18 protein-coding genes are annotated in these 17032 nt (G+C 70.2%); 7 read left to right on the top strand and 11 right to left on the bottom strand.

Going from position 1 to position 17032, the window contains the following annotated elements; genetic code table 11:
- Position 1 precedes the first annotated feature (1 nt).
- Positions 2-409: a hypothetical protein gene (locus RIC31_RS01500; RefSeq protein WP_350100341.1), complete on the bottom strand. Its 408-nt coding sequence runs from the start codon at positions 407-409 to the stop codon at positions 2-4.
- Positions 410-554: 145 nt separating this feature from the next.
- On the opposite strand from RIC31_RS01500, the gene RIC31_RS01495 reads away from it, so the two are divergent.
- Positions 555-1178, top strand: a complete 624-nt coding sequence (locus tag RIC31_RS01495) for a LysE family translocator (RefSeq protein WP_350100339.1) — start codon at positions 555-557, stop codon at positions 1176-1178.
- A gap of 239 nt (positions 1179-1417) precedes the next feature.
- On the top strand, positions 1418-2266 hold the full coding sequence (locus RIC31_RS01490) for a phytanoyl-CoA dioxygenase family protein (RefSeq protein WP_350100337.1): 849 nt from the start codon (positions 1418-1420) through the stop codon (positions 2264-2266).
- A gap of 47 nt (positions 2267-2313) precedes the next feature.
- Here RIC31_RS01490 and RIC31_RS01485 read toward each other — a convergent pair whose 3' ends face one another.
- The 6 genes from RIC31_RS01485 to RIC31_RS01460 form a co-directional block, all read right to left on the bottom strand.
- Positions 2314-3213, bottom strand: coding sequence for a CAP domain-containing protein (locus RIC31_RS01485; RefSeq protein ID WP_350100335.1), 900 nt, complete (start codon positions 3211-3213; stop codon positions 2314-2316).
- Between the two features lie 7 nt (positions 3214-3220).
- A complete protein-coding gene (locus RIC31_RS01480; protein ID WP_350100333.1) occupies positions 3221-3997 on the bottom strand; it encodes an SDR family oxidoreductase in 777 nt (258 codons plus the stop codon).
- 134 nt (positions 3998-4131) lie between these two features.
- Positions 4132-4716, bottom strand: a complete 585-nt coding sequence (locus RIC31_RS01475) for a hypothetical protein (protein ID WP_350100331.1) — start codon at positions 4714-4716, stop codon at positions 4132-4134.
- Between the two features lie 21 nt (positions 4717-4737).
- Complete coding sequence (locus RIC31_RS01470; RefSeq protein ID WP_350100329.1) at positions 4738-5091, bottom strand: PilZ domain-containing protein; 354 nt, start codon at positions 5089-5091, stop codon at positions 4738-4740.
- 202 nt (positions 5092-5293) lie between these two features.
- Entirely contained in the window at positions 5294-5653 is a 360-nt protein-coding gene (locus tag RIC31_RS01465) for a hypothetical protein (protein ID WP_350100327.1), read from the bottom strand.
- Positions 5654-5766: 113 nt separating this feature from the next.
- A complete protein-coding gene (locus RIC31_RS01460) occupies positions 5767-6105 on the bottom strand; it encodes a DUF2794 domain-containing protein (RefSeq protein ID WP_350100325.1) in 339 nt (112 codons plus the stop codon).
- A gap of 187 nt (positions 6106-6292) precedes the next feature.
- On the opposite strand from RIC31_RS01460, the gene RIC31_RS01455 reads away from it, so the two are divergent.
- The 5 genes from RIC31_RS01455 to RIC31_RS01435 all read left to right on the top strand — a co-directional run bounded on the left by RIC31_RS01455 (position 6293) and on the right by RIC31_RS01435 (position 12665).
- Entirely contained in the window at positions 6293-6931 is a 639-nt protein-coding gene (locus RIC31_RS01455; protein ID WP_350100323.1) for a tetratricopeptide repeat protein, read from the top strand.
- Positions 6932-6948: 17 nt separating this feature from the next.
- On the top strand, positions 6949-8283 hold the full coding sequence (locus tag RIC31_RS01450) for an outer membrane protein assembly factor BamB family protein (RefSeq protein ID WP_350100321.1): 1335 nt from the start codon (positions 6949-6951) through the stop codon (positions 8281-8283).
- Positions 8284-8296: 13 nt separating this feature from the next.
- Complete coding sequence (der, locus tag RIC31_RS01445) at positions 8297-9721, top strand: ribosome biogenesis GTPase Der (protein ID WP_350100319.1); 1425 nt, start codon at positions 8297-8299, stop codon at positions 9719-9721.
- Between the two features lie 124 nt (positions 9722-9845).
- Positions 9846-10160, top strand: coding sequence for a hypothetical protein (locus tag RIC31_RS01440; RefSeq protein ID WP_350100317.1), 315 nt, complete (start codon positions 9846-9848; stop codon positions 10158-10160).
- A 168-nt stretch (positions 10161-10328) separates the two neighbouring features.
- Entirely contained in the window at positions 10329-12665 is a 2337-nt protein-coding gene (locus RIC31_RS01435) for a sensor histidine kinase (RefSeq protein WP_350100315.1), read from the top strand.
- Between the two features lie 21 nt (positions 12666-12686).
- On the opposite strand, the gene RIC31_RS01430 is transcribed toward RIC31_RS01435, so the two are convergent.
- From RIC31_RS01430 to radA, 4 genes are read right to left on the bottom strand one after another with little or no spacing between them, the layout of a single operon-like run.
- Positions 12687-13397 (bottom strand): SDR family NAD(P)-dependent oxidoreductase, encoded by a 711-nt coding sequence (locus RIC31_RS01430; protein ID WP_350100313.1) that lies wholly within the window; start codon positions 13395-13397, stop codon positions 12687-12689.
- 7 nt (positions 13398-13404) lie between these two features.
- Entirely contained in the window at positions 13405-14883 is a 1479-nt protein-coding gene (purF, locus tag RIC31_RS01425) for an amidophosphoribosyltransferase (RefSeq protein WP_350100311.1), read from the bottom strand.
- Positions 14884-14938: 55 nt separating this feature from the next.
- Positions 14939-15613: a CvpA family protein gene (locus RIC31_RS01420; RefSeq protein ID WP_350100309.1), complete on the bottom strand. Its 675-nt coding sequence runs from the start codon at positions 15611-15613 to the stop codon at positions 14939-14941.
- A 7-nt stretch (positions 15614-15620) separates the two neighbouring features.
- Positions 15621-17027, bottom strand: coding sequence for a DNA repair protein RadA (gene radA, locus RIC31_RS01415; RefSeq protein ID WP_350100307.1), 1407 nt, complete (start codon positions 17025-17027; stop codon positions 15621-15623).
- Positions 17028-17032 lie beyond the last annotated feature (5 nt).

The following is a 17032-nucleotide window of genomic DNA, read 5'->3' as shown; positions in this document are numbered from 1 at the left end:
GCTAGAAGCCGATCCGAATGGACGGCTGCGCCTCCGCCGGGGCCGCCGGACCGCCGGGCGGTTCGGCCGGACACAGATAGCTTCCCGCGAGATAGCCGCCGCCGCCCATGAGCGCGATCTGCAGCGGCCAGTGGGCCAGCCAGAGGGCGAACAGCGTGGCGCCGGTCGCGCCGCCGGCGGCGACGCCGGCCACCGCGCCGATGCCGATCGCGGCCGCGGTGGCGCCGCCCGCGGCCACCGCGGTCCGTTCGCTGATGTTGTTGCGCTCAAGGGCTTCGACCCAGGACGGCGGCAGCACGCCGAGGCGGCCGTCGTGATCGCCGGCGGCGCCGAGATGGCTGGTCGCTGCCGCCGGGTTGCCGACGGCGGCCAGGGCGAGCAGCATGAGGGCGAGGCAGAATGATCGCATACGGCCTATCCTCCCGTACGGGACGAGGCCACCATGATAGCCACAACGGCGGGGCCGGGGAACCGGCACCGCAGTCCGGCGAGGGCCACGGGATCGCCCGGGGCGGCGGCGCCGGCCGTGGCGGCCGGACTATGGAGCGCGTTCGATGACGTTCGAGACCTGGGTTGCCTTTACGGTGCTGGAGACCGTGCTGTGCCTGGTGCCGGGCCCGGCGGTGCTGTTCGTGATGGGCCAGGGGCTGGTGCAGGGCCCGCGTCCGGCGATGGCGGCCAGCCTCGGCATCCTGTCGGCGAACACGATGTACTTCGCGATCTCCGCGACCGGCCTCGGGGCCCTGCTGCTAGCGTCCTACGAGGTGTTCTTCGCGATCAAGTGGCTGGGGGCCGGGTACCTGGTGTGGCTCGGCGTGCAGGCGCTCCTGACCCGCCCGGAGACCCTGGCGATCGCGCGGGCGAAGCCGGCCGCCGGCTGGCAGGTGCTGCGCCGCGGCTTCGTGGTGCAGTCCGCCAATCCGAAGACGATCCTGTTCTTCGGCGCGCTGCTGCCGCAGTTCGTCGATCCGGCCGGCGACGTGGCCCAGCAGATGCTGGTCCTGGGCGCTACCTCGGTGGTCGTGGAGTTCGCGGTGCTGTCGGTCTATGGCGGGCTGGCCGGCCGGCTGCGGCGCTTCGCGACCCGGCCGGCGGTGGCGTTGTGGTTCGAGCGTGCCGCCGGCGGACTGCTGGTCGCCGCCGGGGTCGGCATGGCGGCGATCCGGCGCGCCGACTGAGCCATGCGGCCCGGATACGGCTCACCGGGCTTCCCTGGCGAACGCTGCTGGGTCCGCGCCGTTGCTCGGGCGTCTTCGTGCGCCGCCCTCTTCATCGGAGCCAGCCAGGACCGCGATGACCCGAGTGGTTCGACGGGGGCGGCCAGCCGGTGCCGGGGAACCATCCGAAGATCGCCTGTATTCCCGCCGCGCGGATTCCGCCCAACACGTTCCCGGTACGGTCACGCGAGGAGAGCCAGATGATTTCCGAAGAGAGCCGGTTACGCTATGAGGAGTCTGGATTCCTGATTGTGGAGTCTCTCTTCTCTTCCGACGAAGTGAAGAGTATGCGCCAGGCGTTGTCGGATATCGTCGACCAGACGGGTGAAAGTGCACCAAAGCTGGATCTGGAAACCGAGGACGACGGCGGAAGGAATCCGATAAGAAGACTGATTAACCCTCTGGACTATCCGGCATTTCAGGCGTTCGTTCAGGATGAGCGTCTGCTGTCGATACTTCGAATTCTGTTGGGGAAGCACATTCGAAGGGGGGCGGGGAAGATCAATATGAAGCCGGCCCGGGTGGGAACCGCGGTGGAGTGGCATCAGGACTGGGCCTTCAATCCATACACGAACGACAGCCTGTTGACCGTGAGCGTGTTCATCGACGACGTCACGCTGGACAATGCGCCTATCCAGGTGCTTCCGGGGTCGCATCGAGGACCGGTCTACGACCACCACTCGAATGGCGAGTTCGTCGGCGTGATTGATCCCGACGTGATCCGGCGGCAGAGCGATGCGATGGTTCCGATGACCGGCCCGGCCGGATCGTGCAGCTTTCATCACGTCCGGCTCGTTCACGGATCCGACCGAAACCGGTCTGATGCCGATCGGCGGATGTTCGTCTTTCCGGCCATCGCCGGCAACGCCTGGCCATTGGCGGCGAGCAAGACGACCTTGGAGCAGATGTACGGAACCATTCTGTCGGGAAATGTGGTGATTGCGCCGAAGCTGGTGGATGTCCCGGTCCGGGTTCCGGTTCCGATCCCGAAGGGCGTCCGGAGCATCTTCCAGGCCCAGGCGCTCGCGCCGAAGAAGTACTTCGAATGATCGATTGCAGCGCGGTCGGATAGCCAACGGGACACCGCCGATCCATGCTACCGGCGGGTCCCGAACACCGCCACCCAGATCTGGCCGAGGCTGCGGGTCGGCTCGGTGACCGGGCCGGGCAGGTAGCCGACGCCGATCTCCCGAAAGCCGGGGTCGTACATGACGGCGGCATGACCGGGGCTGTCGGTCCAGTCCCGGACGACATCCTCCGGATCGGTGCCGCCGGCCGCCAGGTTCTCGCCGACGCTGCGATAGCGGTAGTTCTGGCCGCGGGCTCGGTCGCCGGCGTCCTGGCCATCGGGGGAGTGGTGGCCGAAGTACCCTCGCGCCACCATGTCGCGGGCGTGGGCCATCGCCGCCGCCGCCAGTTCCTGCGCCGGCATCACCGCCGCCAGCCCTCGCGCGGCGCGGGCCCGGTTGACCGCCCGCACCAGGCCGTCGACGGCGTTCGGCACCGGGTCGTAGCGGGTCCGGGCCACGACCATGACCCAGGTGTCGGTGACCTGCTCGCGTCCGGCCCGGTAGGCGGCGCCGCGATGGCCGATGCCGATCTCGCCGGCATGGCGGTCGAGCAGGATCTCCCGGAACGGACCGTCGTCGAGCAGGGTCTCGATCAGGAGCGCCGCGTCCGGGGCGCCGGCGGTCACGATGATGCGGGTCGCACCGGGGACGAAGCCGGTCTTCACGAACCAGTCCCGGAAGGCCGCGCGGCCCGGCGGGTCGGCATTGAAATAGCCGCGCCGCACCATGTCGGCGATGTGCACACGCGCGGCGGCCGACAGCTGGGTTCTCTCCCGGACCGGGGCGAGGCCTTGCCCGACCCGCGCGGCGTTGAGCGAGGCGACCGCCTCGCCGACCGGGTCGCCGGCCGCCCCCGGTTCCGCCCGTGCCGGTGTCGCCGCGAGCAGCGCGACGGACAGCAGCAACCGGGCGAGCGCCCACACCATCCGCGGCTTACATGAGGCCTTCCAGGCCGGCGTCCACGCTCAGCGCCTGGCCGGTGATGCGGCGGCCTGCATCCGAGCACAGGAACAGGATCTGGTGCGCGATGTCGCCGGCGGTGACGAAGGACCGCAGATGGGTCCCGGAGGTCATCTGGTCGCGCATGGCGTTCTCGGAGATGCCCTGGGCCTCGGCCTTGGCCCGGATCACCCGGTCGATGCGCGCGCCCTCGACCGGGCCCGGCTGGATGCAGTTGACCCGGATGCCGTGCTGGCCGAGTTCCATCGCGCAGGTCCGGGTGAAGCCGACGATGCCGAACTTGGCGGCCGAGTAGGGGCTGCGCATCGGGAAGGCGAACTTGCCGGCGGCCGAGGACAGGTTGACGATGCTGCCGCCGCCCGCCTTCTTGAGCGCCGGCACCGCCTTGCGGGTTCCCAGGAAGGCGCTGGTCATGTTGACGGCCAGGCAGGCCGTCCAGTCCTCGAGCGAGACCTCCTCGACCGGCGCGGTCGGGCCGGCGGTGCCGGCGTTGTTGACCATGATGTCGAGCCCGCCGAGACGCTCGATGGCGCCGTCGAGGAAATCCTCATAGGCCGCGGCGTCGCCGACGTCGCAGGTAGAGCCGGCCAGCCCGGGGATCTCGGCCTTGGCGGATTCCAGGGCGTCGATGTCGAGGTCGCAGACCACGACGCGGGCGCCGGCGGCGGCGAAGACCTCGGCGGTCTTGCGGCCAATTCCGGCGCCGCCCGCGCTGATGATCGCGCGCTTGCCGGTCAGGTCGAGTTTCATGGAGGCGTCTCCCGGTCGGGTCGATGTGTCGGTTGCTTGCCGGCGACGATAGCTGCCGCCGCCCCCGACCGGCAATCGGCTCGCTACGGGGCGTCCGCTACCGGCCGCCCGCCACGGACCAGCGTCGGCCGGGATCAGTCGTCGGCACCGAAGCGGTCGCGGATCTTGCTGCGCATCTCCTCGATGTCGCTGCTGCTCATCAGCAGGCCGGAGACCACGAAGGCGAAGGACAGGCCGAGGGCGGACAAGGTGGCGCCCAGGCCCCAGGCCGGACCATAGGCACGCCAGATGTGGACGATGCCGTACCAGAAGGCGGTGAACGACATCAGCGACGCCAGCAGCATGAAGCCGACCCTGAGGCACATGCCGCCGATCCGGTGCGCCGACATGAGCTCGCGCATCGAGGCCGAGGCCTCGGCCTCGCGGACCGCGCGGATGATCCGCTTGCGGGCCTCCTTGGACCAGTCGGAGTAGGCCATGCCGGTGCTGCCGTCGAGCCGGCCCGGGTTCAGGATCGCATCCTTCAGGGCCTCGACGATCTCGTCGGCACGCTCCTCGGCCGGTCGCCGCCGCAGGCTCGGGAACAGCGGTTCGTTGCCGCCGTTCCGGGGCTCCTCCGCCGGGTCGGCCGGCAGGCGCGCGGCGGTCGGCCGGGCTGTTGCCCGGCTGGCCATGGCGGAGGGGGTGGTCGGTCGGCGCATGCGTCGCTCGGCGGTCATGGTCGCTGTCCCGTCCCGAGGTCAGGCATGGCCCCGGAACACGCGTTCCCGAAAATACCGGTTCAGCGTGGCGAAGGCGACGGTGTCGAGCGCCTCGAACTCCAGGCCGAGCGACCCGGACTCTGCGTCGACCCGCTGCACCCGTCCATCGGTGCGGAACAACGCGCCGGGACCGGCGGTCGGGACCAGCACGCGCAGCTGCGCGACGTCGCCCGGCGTCAGGGATCCGGCATAGTCGACGATCCGGGCGCCGCCGAGGCTCCAGTCGCCGATCGCGTAGGGGGTGTTGCCGATGACGACGGTCATGGGAGCTTCGATCCGTCGGTCGCGCCGGCGCTCGGACGGCCGGCGGTGCTTGGCGGCGGGTGACGGCATGGCGGAGGCGCCTCCATTCGGGGGTTGTCGGAGCGGATTGCCGTGACGGCGTTTCCGCTTCCCCGATCTGCAACCCCCGTGCCGGGGGCCGTCCCGCGCAAGTCCTTAGATTCTCGGGGCGGTGGCGCCGGGATCCGGCCGGGTCGGCCGGGCGGCGATTTCCGCTCGGTAGATTTTGCCCGGTGCGGCGGCGTTCCGGTGCCTAGCCGACCGCCGCCCGCGGCGCCATGGCAGCGTGCGGCGTCGCCTGCGGGGTTGCCATCTGCGGGATCGCCGTCTGCGGGACCGCCGTCCGGGCTCCCGACGACTCGGCCGCCCAGGCCGGGCGGGTCGCGACATCCTTGGACCCGCAGGAGCCGCAGCGCATCCGGGTGCCGATCTCAGGCACCGGGAACTCGGGCCCGAGCTGCGCCACCAGCAGGGTCACCGGCGCCTCGGCCCGGTGGCCGCAGCGATTGCACCAGCACAACACCGCGACCTGTCCGCGCAGCAGGTCCGCAAGCCGCGCCGACTGCAGCGCATGGTCCTCGCGATCGATCAGCTCCCGCTTCATCCGTCCCATGACACGACCGTCCTCGTCCGTCCGTTGGAATGAGAACATAACAGGAACATTCTGGGCGGACAAGCGTCCTCCGCCCGATGCCGGGCGGGCCGCGTCCGCGTCGCGGCGGCCCGTCAGCCGGTGACGAGGCGCGGCAGCTTGTCGAACACGAGCAGCAACTCGCGCAGGTTCTGGCTGGTCTTCAGGCGCTTCGGGCCGCTGTACAGCGTATAGCTCGGCCGGCGCTGGCCCTTCGGGTGCACCTTGGCGACCGAGTACAGCGGTCGCTCATGGGCGTGACGGAAGATCGAGAACAATACCATGTCGTCGAGCTGGTCGAGCGCATAGTCCCGCCACTCGCCCGCCGCCACCCGGCTGGCATAGAGCGACAGGAGCTGGCCCAGCTCGCCGCGCGTGAAGAAGAAATGTCCGAGGGATTTCCGGTCTCTTTGGAGGCGGATCAGATTGTCCATCGGCTGATTCGAATCCCCCGACTGCCGAATTGTTACAGAAGGAGTTTTCCTGAATTCGCGGCTGGGGTAAACCCCGCGCAGCGTCGCTGCACGACGTCCCGGTTTGATTTCGGATGGGGGGCTCGCTACGGTGGCGCGCCCGCAGCCAGCGGTGGCCGGGCCGGCCGCCGATCAGGAGAAGCACAACGTGGCCGACATCTTCCGCGAGATCGACGAGGAGCTCCAGCAGGAGCGCGCTGCCAAGCTCTGGCAACGCTATGGCGGATGGCTGATCGCGGTCGCCGTCGGCGTCGTGCTGGCGGTCGCAGGGAACGTGTTCTGGACCCGCTACAGCACCGACCTCCAGGCCAAGCGCGGCGACAGCTACGAGGCGGCCGCCGAGCTGGTTTCCTCAGGCAACCCGAAGCAGGGCGCGGAAGCGTTCGCCCAGCTGGCCGACGATGCCGGCAGCGGCTACGCCACACTGGCGCGGTTGCGCGAGGCCTCAGCTCTGGCCGAGGCCGGCGACACAGATGCCGCCCTGGCGGTGTTCGAGAAAGTCGCCGCCGACGGCCAGGCGCCGTATGGCGAGCTGGCGCGGATCTGGGCGGTGCGGCTTCGCATCGGGTCCGCCGACGCGGCGACGCTGATTGCCGAGCTCGGCCCGGCCCTGGCCGACGGGCGCCCGTGGCGGCCGCTGGCGGTCGAGACCGAGGCGGCGGTCCGCCTGCAGGCCGGTGAGGCCGGCAAGGCCGCGGAGCTCTACAAGTCGCTCGCCGACGATCCGTCGACGCCCAGCCAGCTGCGCGCCAGGGCGACCGAGATGGTCAAGGCGTTGGGCGGGTGACGGTCGGAGCCCAGACCATGTCCGGTTCCACCCGCCGCCGCGCCCCGACCGCCGCCGTTCTGGCCCTGCTGGCGCTGTCCGCCTGTGGCGGTAACAGTTTCTTCGGCGAGAACTCCGAGACGCCGCTGCCCGGCAAACGGATCTCGATCCTGACGGCCGACGAGACCATCAAGCCGGACGCCGAGTTCGAATCGGTTCCGGTGGTGCTGCCGCCGCCGCGTGTGAACGCGGCGTGGTCGCAGGCGGGGGGCAGCCCGTCCAAGAACCTCGGCCATCTGGCCGCCGGCGACGTGCTGCGGAAGGCCTGGTCGACCTCGATTGGTGACGGCGGCGATGACGAGCAGGCTCTGCTGACGCAGCCGGTCGTCGTGGATGGCCGGATCTTCACGCTGGATTCCGAAGCCGACCTGACGGCGCTCGACGCGCGGGACGGCCGCACGCTGTGGACCAAGAGCCTGAACACCGGCGACGACGACGCCGTGGTTCCAGGCGGCATCGCCATCGAGGGCGATCGGCTCTATGCCGCCACCGGTGTCGGCGAGGCGATCGCCCTGTCGGTCGAGGACGGACGCGAGATCTGGCGGGTCCGGCTTTCCGGACCGGTGCGCGGCGCGCCGACGGTGTACAACGGCCAGATCTACATCGTCACCATCGAGAACCGGACGATCGCCCTGTCGGCGGTCGACGGCCGGCGGCTTTGGGAGCATCGCGGCATCAATGAGGTCGCGGCGTTGCTCGGCGGCGCCGCGCCGGCGGTCTCGGCTTCGACGGTCCTGACCCCGTATTCCTCGGGCGAGCTGTTCGCGCTGCTGGCCGAGAACGGCCGGGTGGTCTGGCTCGAGAACCTGTCGAGCATCCGGTCGCTGAGCGCGATCGCCCGGCTCGCCGACATCCGTGGCAACCCGGTGATCGACCGCGACCTGGCGTTTGCGGTGAGCCACGCCGGCCGGATGGCGGCCATCGACCTGCGTACCGGCGCCCGGGTGTGGGAACGGCCGATCGGCAGCGTCCACATGCCGTGGGTGGCCGGCGACTTCCTGTTCGTCTCCGGCCTCAACGGCGAGGTCGTGGCGATGTCGCGGCGCGACGGGCGGGCCCGCTGGGTGCATCGCCTGCCGCCGTTCGGGGACATGGAGGATCGCGAGGATCCGATCCAGTACACCGGGCCGGTGCTGGTCGGCGACCGCCTGCTGGTCGGCAGCTCCGACGGCTTCGTGTACGCGATCTCGCCCTATACCGGCGAGATGCTGGGCAATATCGAAGTCGGCGACCCGATCTATGTCTCACCGATCGTCGCCGAAGGGACCGTCTACGTCCTGGGCAACGACGGCACGCTGCACGCGTACCGTTGAGGAGGGCCGCAAGGTGCCCATCAAGGTCGCCGTCATCGGACGTCCGAATGTCGGCAAATCGACGCTTTTTAACCGCCTGACCGGGACCCGGCACGCGCTGGTCGACGACACGCCGGGGGTGACCCGCGATCGCCGCGAGGGTGACGGCCGGATCGCCGACCTGTCGTTCCGGGTGATCGACACCGCCGGCCTGGAGGAGGCCTTCGACGACAGCCTCGAGGCGCGCATGCGGCGCCAGACCGAGCGGGCGGTCGACGAGGCCGACATCGTCTTCATGCTGATCGACGCCCGCGCCGGTGTCACGCCGCTCGACTCCCACTTCGCCGACTGGCTCCGCAAGGTCCGGCCGCCGGTGGTGCTGCTGGCCAACAAGTGCGAGGGCAAGGCCGGGATGTCCGGGCTCGCGGAATCCTACGCGCTCGGCCTCGGCGATCCGGTCCCGATCTCCGCCGAGCACGGCGAGGGCATGGGCGAGCTGTACGACATCCTGCGCGCGCTCGCGGAGGAGAAGGGCGAGTACGGATACCCGGAACCCGACGACGATGACTTCTTCGGCGCGGCCGCGGCGGAGGCGGCCGAGGGGGAGGCCGACGGGGACGCCGACGAGGACCTGATCGTGGAGGAGGACGCCGGGCCGATCCGCCTGGCGGTCGTCGGGCGCCCCAATGTCGGAAAGTCCACGCTGGTCAACCGGCTGATCGGGGAGGACCGGCTGCTGACCGGTCCGGAGGCCGGCATCACCCGCGACGCCATCGAGGTCGAATGGCAGTATCGCGGCCGCCCGATCAAGCTGGTCGACACCGCCGGCCTGCGCCGGCGCGCGCGGGTCTCGGAGAAGCTGGAGCGGCTCTCCACCGCCGACACCCGCCGCGCCGTCAAGTATGCGCACGTCGTGCTGCTGGTGCTCGACGCCGAGATGATGCTGGAGAAGCAGGACCTCACCATCGCGCGGATGGCCCTGGAGGAGGGCCGGGCGCTGGTGATCGCGGCCAACAAGTGGGACACGATCCGCGACAAGAACGGCGCCTCGCGGATCCTGCGGGACCGGCTCGACACTTCGCTCACGCAGGTGCGCGGCGTGCCCTGGGTGCCGGTGTCGGCGGTGCGCGGCAGCAACCTCGACAAGCTGCTGGACGCGGTGCTGGAGACCTACGACCGCTGGAACACCCGGGTGCCGACCGCCCGGTTGAACCGCTGGCTCGAGGGCATGCTGGAAGCGCATCCGACGCCGCTGGCCAAGGGCCGGCGGGTGCGGATCCGCTACATGACCCAGGTGAAAGCCCGGCCGCCGACCTTCGCGGCCTTCGTCAGCCAGGCCGCCGAGCTGCCCGACTCTTATGTCCGCTACCTGACCGGCGGGCTGCGGGACGAGTTCGGGTTGGTCGGCGTGCCGATCCGCCTGAACCTCCGGCAGCGCAAGAACCCCTACGTCGACTGAGACCGAAGGCGGCCCGGCGCGGTCCTGAACTCCGCCTCCGCTGCCGGGGTGGCATGCGCGCCGATACGGGCTACCATGGCACGGTATCTGCAAGGCCGGTTGGACACGATCTGGCAGGGGGCGCATGACACAGCGCAGGCAGCATTCCGGGCAGAGGGTCACGATCGGGGACCTGGCGCAGGCCTACGACCGCTCGGTCGCCGGCAAGCCGATCCGGCTTGCGGCCGTGCGCTCGGCTCCGGTGGCGCGCAAGCCGAAGGTCTATACCGCGAGCCAGGGCGATGTGCGGCTGTCCCGGCTGAAGGCGCGCGCCGAAGGCATCCGCTTCGCGCTGCAGTACGAGAACCAGTCGGCGTCCCAGTCGAAGGTGCTGCGTCAGATCCTGCAGAACCTGGAACTGGCGATTCGTGGCATGGAGATGACGCGTCGCGAGCCGTAAGCCGGTGCGTGCCGGGCTGTCGACCTCGTTCCGACGACACCGAGGGACCATGCGACCCGGGCAATCGGCTGCGACTTCGAGGAATGGTTGCGGTGGGCGCGACCGGACTCGACGGGGCTTGGTCCTATCTACAGTATGTGCAGTCCTGGGGTCGCGTCGGAGTCGAGCGTGCGGCTGAAGTGGTGGGTGGTCCTGACGGTTGTCGGCGTCCAACTCGCGGCGGCAGTACTGGTGGTCGGAGCGACCTGGCATTCGATCTCCGAGGGGATCGAGGAAAACGCCCGTGACTCGATGCGCCACCTGGGCCGGGTCGCCAGCGACCGGTTCCATCTGTTCCTGGCGCCGGCCGAGGAGGCTTCCCGGTTCCTCGGGCGCCTGATCGTCGACGAGGCGTTCGATTGGGCCGACCTCGAGCCGCTCGAGCGGTACATGGCCGAGCCGCTGCGCCTGCACCCGACCATCGATTCGCTCTACTTCGGATCGACCGCCGGTGACTTCCTGTTCGTGGCGCGCGACATCGGTCGCGGCGGATATCTGGTCAAGGAGATCCGGTCCATCGACGGTGTGCGTCGGGTGACCTACCGGCGTCGGGACGCCGAGTTGCAACTGGTCGAGACCTGGAGCGACCCGGACGACCACTTCGATCCGCGGGTGAGGCCATGGTTCTCGGCGGCGGTCGAGGCCGATGCCGCGATGTGGACGGCGCCTTACGTGTTCTACACCGCCCGGGAGACCGGGGTGAGTGCGGCGGTGGCCATCATGACCGAGGACCGCCGGCAGTGGGGCGCGGTCGGAGTCGACATCCGGTTGAGTTCCTTCGCAGACCGGCTCACGGAGCTCTCGGCCGGGTCGGAGGCCGCATTCATCGTCGACCGCGAGGGCATGATCGTCGCCATGCCGGATCATCCCGAACGGTGGCCCGGCCTGTTCGGACGGGCCGCCTTGTCGGACCGCCCGGTGGTGGCCAGCCCCGACTTCCAGCAACTGCTGGCGACGGCGCGGCTCTCGCGCTTCGGATCGATCCAGACCGCGGGGGGCCGCTACTGGATCGACCTGCAGCCACTGGATGCGGTGTCCTCGCCCTGGCTGATGGCAGTCTCGGTTCCCACCGATTCCCTGTTCTCCTGGGCCCGGACCATGCGCGACCGGATCGTCTTCGTCACGGTCGGCATGGCATTGACGGCGGTGGTGCTTACGCTGGTGGCCTGGCGCTTCGGGGTCGAAGGCCCGATCGGACTGGTGGCCGAGCGGCTTCGCCGGATCGCCGAAGGCAAACCGGATCACCGTCCTGTGATGGCCGGGCCGGCGGAGTTCCGGGAACTCGACGCCGCGGCATGGGACGCTGGCCGGCGCATCCAGGACCGCGAGTCGGCCAACGACCATCTCGTCGAGGCCCTGCGCGAATACGAGATGGCGGTCCAGCAGGCGCCGGTCGGGATTGCCATCCTGGAGCCCGACGGGCGGATCCTGTTCGCGAACGCGAGCTATTGCAGGCTGGTCGGACCGGCGGACCCGATCGGGGCCGTTCCGCACGTACTTGCCGGTGCCGCCGGCCCCGATATGGCGGCCCGGATGGCACTGATACGGGCCGGCCGAACGGTCCGCGAGGACGCCACCATGCGCCCGGCCGGCGATGGCGCGGCCATGGTCCTGCATTGCGTGCTGTCGCCGCTGTCGGCGGCCGGCCTCGACGGCCGGGCGGTGCTGCTGGTCGAGGACGTGACGGCACGCAAGAGCATCGAGAGCGACCTGGTCGAGGCCCGCAATGCCGCCGAGCGCAGCGACCGGGCGAAATCCGCGTTCCTCGCCCAGATGAGCCACGAACTGCGCACCCCGCTGAATGCCATCATCGGGTTCAGCGGGGTGATCCGCAGCGAGATCTTCGGGCCGATCGGCTCGACCCGCTACGCCGAATACATCGCCCATATCGACACCAGCGCGACGCACCTCAAGGATCTCATCGAGCGCGTGCTGGACGTGTCGCGGATCGAACAGGGCGAGCTTCGCCTGTCGCCGCGCGAGATCGAGCCCGAGGTGCTCGTGCGCGAGGCGCAGGACATGGTCCAGCGGGCCGCCGACGACGCCGGCGTGACGCTGGAACTCGACGTCGATCGACCCGGCCGGATCGTGGCCGACCCCTCCGCGATCCGTCAGATCGTCGTCAACCTGGTTTCCAATGCCGTGAAGTTCTCGCCGCGCGGATCGTCGGTCACGACGTCGCTGCGCGGCATCGCCGGCGGCGGTATCGAGATCCGGGTGGCCGACCTCGGGGTCGGGATCCCGACAAAGGACCTGCCGCACGTGTTCGAGCCGTTCTGGCAGGGCGGTTCGGCCTGGAACGCCGAGCGGGCCGGTGTCGGCCTGGGGCTCGCGATCGTGCGGACCCTGGTCGAGCGGCACGGCGGCACCATCGAGATAGACAGTGCCCCGGGCGCCGGCACGCGGGTCCTGGTCCAGTTGCCGGCTCAGCCACCGCCCGAGCCGGAGGCTCGCGAGGAGGCCTAGCCGGTTCGCGTCCGGCGGCGGTCAGCCCTGGGCGTCGACCCGTTCGCCGTGGCGGGTGCAGGCCGGGTCGGCCAGGTCGACGAAGACCGGGGCGATGTCCTCCGGCGTCTTCAGGGTCATCGGATCCTCGCCCGGAAACGCCGTCGCCCGCATCTTCGTGCGGACCGCGCCGGGATTCAGCAGGTTGACCCGCAAGGCGGACTTCCGGGTCTCGCCGGCATAGCTGCGCACCATCGCCTCCAGCGCCGCCTTCGAGGCCGCGTAGGCGCCCCAGTTAGGGCGCTCGCCGATGGCGGCGTTGGACGTCACGAAGACCGCCCGCCCGGCATCGGACTGCCGAAGCAGCGGGTCCATGCTGCGGATCAGCCGGTGGCACGCCGACAGGTTCGCCGCCATCACCTCGTCCCACATCTTCGGGTCGTACATGGCGATCGGGGTCAGCACGCCCAGGCTGCCGTGATTGGCGACCAGCACGTCCAGTTTCTTCCAGCGCTCGAAGATCGACCCTCCGAGCCGGTCGACCGCCGGATAGTCGGTCAGGTCGAGGGGCACCAGCGTGGCGCTGCCGCCGGCCCGCTTCACCCGGTCGTCGGTCTCCTCCAGGCCGCCGACGGTGCGGGCGACCAGGATCAGGTGGGCGCCCTCGCGGGCGAAGGCTTCGGCGACGGCGGCACCGATGCCGCGCGACGCGCCGGTGATCAGGGCGAGGCGCCCTTCGAGACGTCCGGTCATGATGGCCTCAGGAAGCTTCGGCGAGCAGCGAGAGCTGCCGGGCGGCGGTGCCGCCGTCGCGATCGGTCAGGGCGATCGGGTAGTCGCCGGTGAAGCAGGCGTCACAGTACTGCACGGCCTCGGGTTCGCGGCGCGGCTCGCCCATGGCACGGTACAGCCCGTCGATCGAGATGAAGGCCAGGCTGTCGACGCCGATGACCTTGGCCATCTCGTCGACCGACATGCGGGCGGCCAGCAGCTTCTCGCGCTCCGGGGTGTCCACCCCGTAGAAGCAGGAATGGGTGGTCGGCGGGCTGGCGATCCGCATGTGCACCTCGCGGGCGCCGGCCTGCCGGACCATCTCGACGATCTTGGTCGAGGTGGTGCCGCGCACGATCGAGTCGTCCACCAGGATCACCCGCTTGCCGGTCAGCTGGGCGCGGTTGGCATTGTGCTTCAGCTTCACGCCGAGGTGGCGGACCTGGTCGGTCGGCTGGATGAAGGTCCGGCCGACATAGTGGTTCCGGATGATGCCGAGCTCGAACGGGATACCCGCCGCGCTGGCATAGCCGACGGCGGCCGGCACGCCGGAATCCGGCACCGGGACCACCACGTCGGCGTCGACCCCGGACTCCTTGGCCAGCTCGGCGCCGATCGCCTTGCGGGCGGCGTAGACGCTGATTCCCTCGACCAGGCTGTCCGGACGCGCGAAGTAGATGTACTCGAAGATGCAGAACCGGCGCTGGGCGGGCCGGAACGGGAAGTAGGACTTCAGGCCCTCGGCGTCGATCACCAGCAGCTCGCCGGGCTCGACGTCGCGCACGAAGTCGGCGCCGATGATGTCGAGCGCGCAGCTTTCCGACGTCATGATGTAGGTATCGCCGAGACGGCCCAGGATCAGCGGACGCACCCCGTTCGGGTCGCGCAGGCCGATCAGGGCCGAACTCGACAGGCAGACCAGCGCATAGGCGCCGTCGACCTGGTTCATCGCCTCGATCAGGCGGTCGACCACCGTGCGGCGGCGCGACCGGGCGATCAGGTGGACGATGATCTCGGTGTCCGTGGTCGACTGGAAGATGCAGCCCTGGCGGACCAGTTGCTGGCGCATCAGCAGCGCGTTGGTCAGGTTGCCGTTGTGGCACAGCGCGAAGCCGCCGAACTCGAAGTCCGCGAACAGCGGCTGGACGTTGCGGATCGCGGTCTCGCCGGTGGTGGCGTAGCGGTTGTGGCCGATCGCCGCGAAGCCCTTGAGACGGGCGACGTTGACCTGGGCGTCGGCCCCGAAGTTCTCGCCGACATGGCCGAGCCCGCGGTGGGCGTTGAAGTGCTCGCCGTCGGTCGCGACGATGCCGGTCGCCTCCTGCCCGCGGTGCTGCAGGGCGTGCAGGCCCAGAGCGGTGTGTGCGCCGGCGTCGGGGGTTCCGAAGATCCCGAACACCCCGCACTCCTCGTGCAGGTGGTCGTCGTCGTAGGGCGAGGTACTGAGGGGCGAGGTGCTGAGCGTCATCCGTCCCGCTTCCTGGGTGAGCGAAGGGTGGTCCTGAAATGGCGAAAGCACCCGCTTACTGGGTGCCCTGGATCGCTCGGTTCATCTCTTGACGTTCGCGATCACTATAGCCGGTCGAAGCGTCCGGCGCATCGGCTTTCGGTGTGGGGCTGAGCAGCCTCTCGTGCAACTCTCGCCGGGCCTTCTCCTCGGCCTGGCGACGGGCCCGCGCCGCGGCGGCGTCGGCCTCGTCCAGTAGATGGGGCGGCACCAGGCTCCAGAGAAGATCCGAGCCCTCCTCGACCAGCGGCAGGGCCCGTGCCTCGGTCAGCCAGACGGGATGATCGTCGCGGTCCGGCACCGCCCAGAGGATCAGCAGGTAGGCCAGGCAGACCAGGGCGGCGCCCCGCGCCAGCCCGAACAGGAAACCGAGGGTACGGTCGAGGGCGCCGAGACCGGCCATCGACAGGGTGCGCGACAGCAGGCGCGCCAGGACGGAGAACAGGATCAGCGCCGTGAGAAACAGCACCAGCCCGGCCAGCGCGTCGGCGAGCGTTGTGTTGACGGTGACCAGCTGGCGGGCGAAGGGCTGCAGGTGGATATAGCCGTAGACGGCGACGAACAGGGCACCGATCCAGGCCGCCACCGACAGCACCTCGGCGACGAAGCCGCGCAGGAACGCCAGCAGGCCGGACAGCAGCAGCACCAGCAGGATGATCAGGTCGGTGATGTTGATCGGCAGCGCGTCCATCGGTCCCTCAGCCCGACACGACGCGCCGGCCGAACCGGGTGTCGTCGCCCGGGTCGTGCAGCAGTTCGACCAGGTCGGGCAAGCGCGCGATCGCCACCTGTTCCATGCCGCCGGCGGCCGGCCCCGCGCCCTTTCGCCGGGACGCCGGCAGCAGCGCCTTGGTGAAGCCCAGCTTGGCGGCCTCCTTCAGCCGCGTCTCGGCATGCGCGACCGCTCGGACCTCGGCGGCCAGACCGATCTCGCCGAACACCACGCTGCCCTTCGGGACCGGCACCCCGGTCAGCGACGACACCAGCGCCGCGGCAACCGCCAGGTCGGCAGCCGGTTCCGAGACCCTGAGGCCGCCGGCGACGTTCAGGAACACGTCGTTGCCGGCCAGGCTGACGCCACAGCGCGCCTCCAGCACCGCGGTCACCATCGCCAGCCGGTTGGAGTCCCAGCCGACCACGGCACGGCGCGGCGTGCCGAACGGGGAGGGAGCGACCAGCGCCTGGATCTCGACCAGCACCGGCCGGGTGCCCTCCATACCGGCGAACACGCAGGCGCCCGAGACGTCGTCCTGGCGGTCGGACAGGAACAGGGCCGACGGGTTGCCGACCTCGACCAGCCCGCGCTCGGTCATCTCGAACACCCCGATCTCGTCGGTCGGGCCGAAGCGGTTCTTCACGCCCCGCAGGATACGGAACTGGTGGCCGCGCTCGCCTTCGAAGTACAGCACGGTGTCGACCATGTGCTCGAGTACCCGGGGGCCGGCGATGGTGCCTTCCTTGGTGACGTGGCCGACCAGCAGCAGAGCGATGCCGCGGCGCTTGGCGACCCGGATCAGCTCCTGCGCCGAGGCCCGCACCTGGGCGACCGTGCCGGGGGCGCTGTCCAGGGCGTCGACATACATGGTCTGGATCGAATCGATCACCACCACGTCCGGGCCGTCGGCGGCCTCCAGGCTGGCCACGATGTCGCGCACGTTGGTGGCGGCGGCGAGGCCGACGGTGGCGCCGGCGACACCCAGCCGGCGCGCGCGCATGCGCACCTGGTCGATTGCCTCCTCGCCGGAGACGTAGGCGCAGCGCGAACCGCCCGACAGCCCGGCGACCGCCTGCAGCAGAACGGTCGACTTGCCGATGCCCGGGTCGCCGCCGATCAGCGTCGCCGAGCCGGCGACCAGCCCGCCGCCCAGCACCCGGTCGAACTCGCCCATGCCGGTGACCCGGCGCGGCGTGTCGGCGGTCTTGCCGTCCAGTTCGACGAACGACAGCCGCCGGCCGCCGCCGGGCTTCATGCCCTTCGGCGCCGCCGCCTCGACGACTTCCTCGACCAGCGTGTTCCAGGCGCCGCAGGCCTCGCACTTGCCGACCCATTTGGGGTGCAGGCCGCCGCAGTCCTGACAGACGTACCGGCTGGACGATTTCGCCATGGTGG

Source organism: Thalassobaculum sp., assembly GCF_040219615.1.
In the GTDB taxonomy this organism is placed as follows: domain Bacteria; phylum Pseudomonadota; class Alphaproteobacteria; order Thalassobaculales; family Thalassobaculaceae; genus Thalassobaculum_A.
This window is presented reverse-complemented; position numbering and strand designations above follow the sequence as displayed.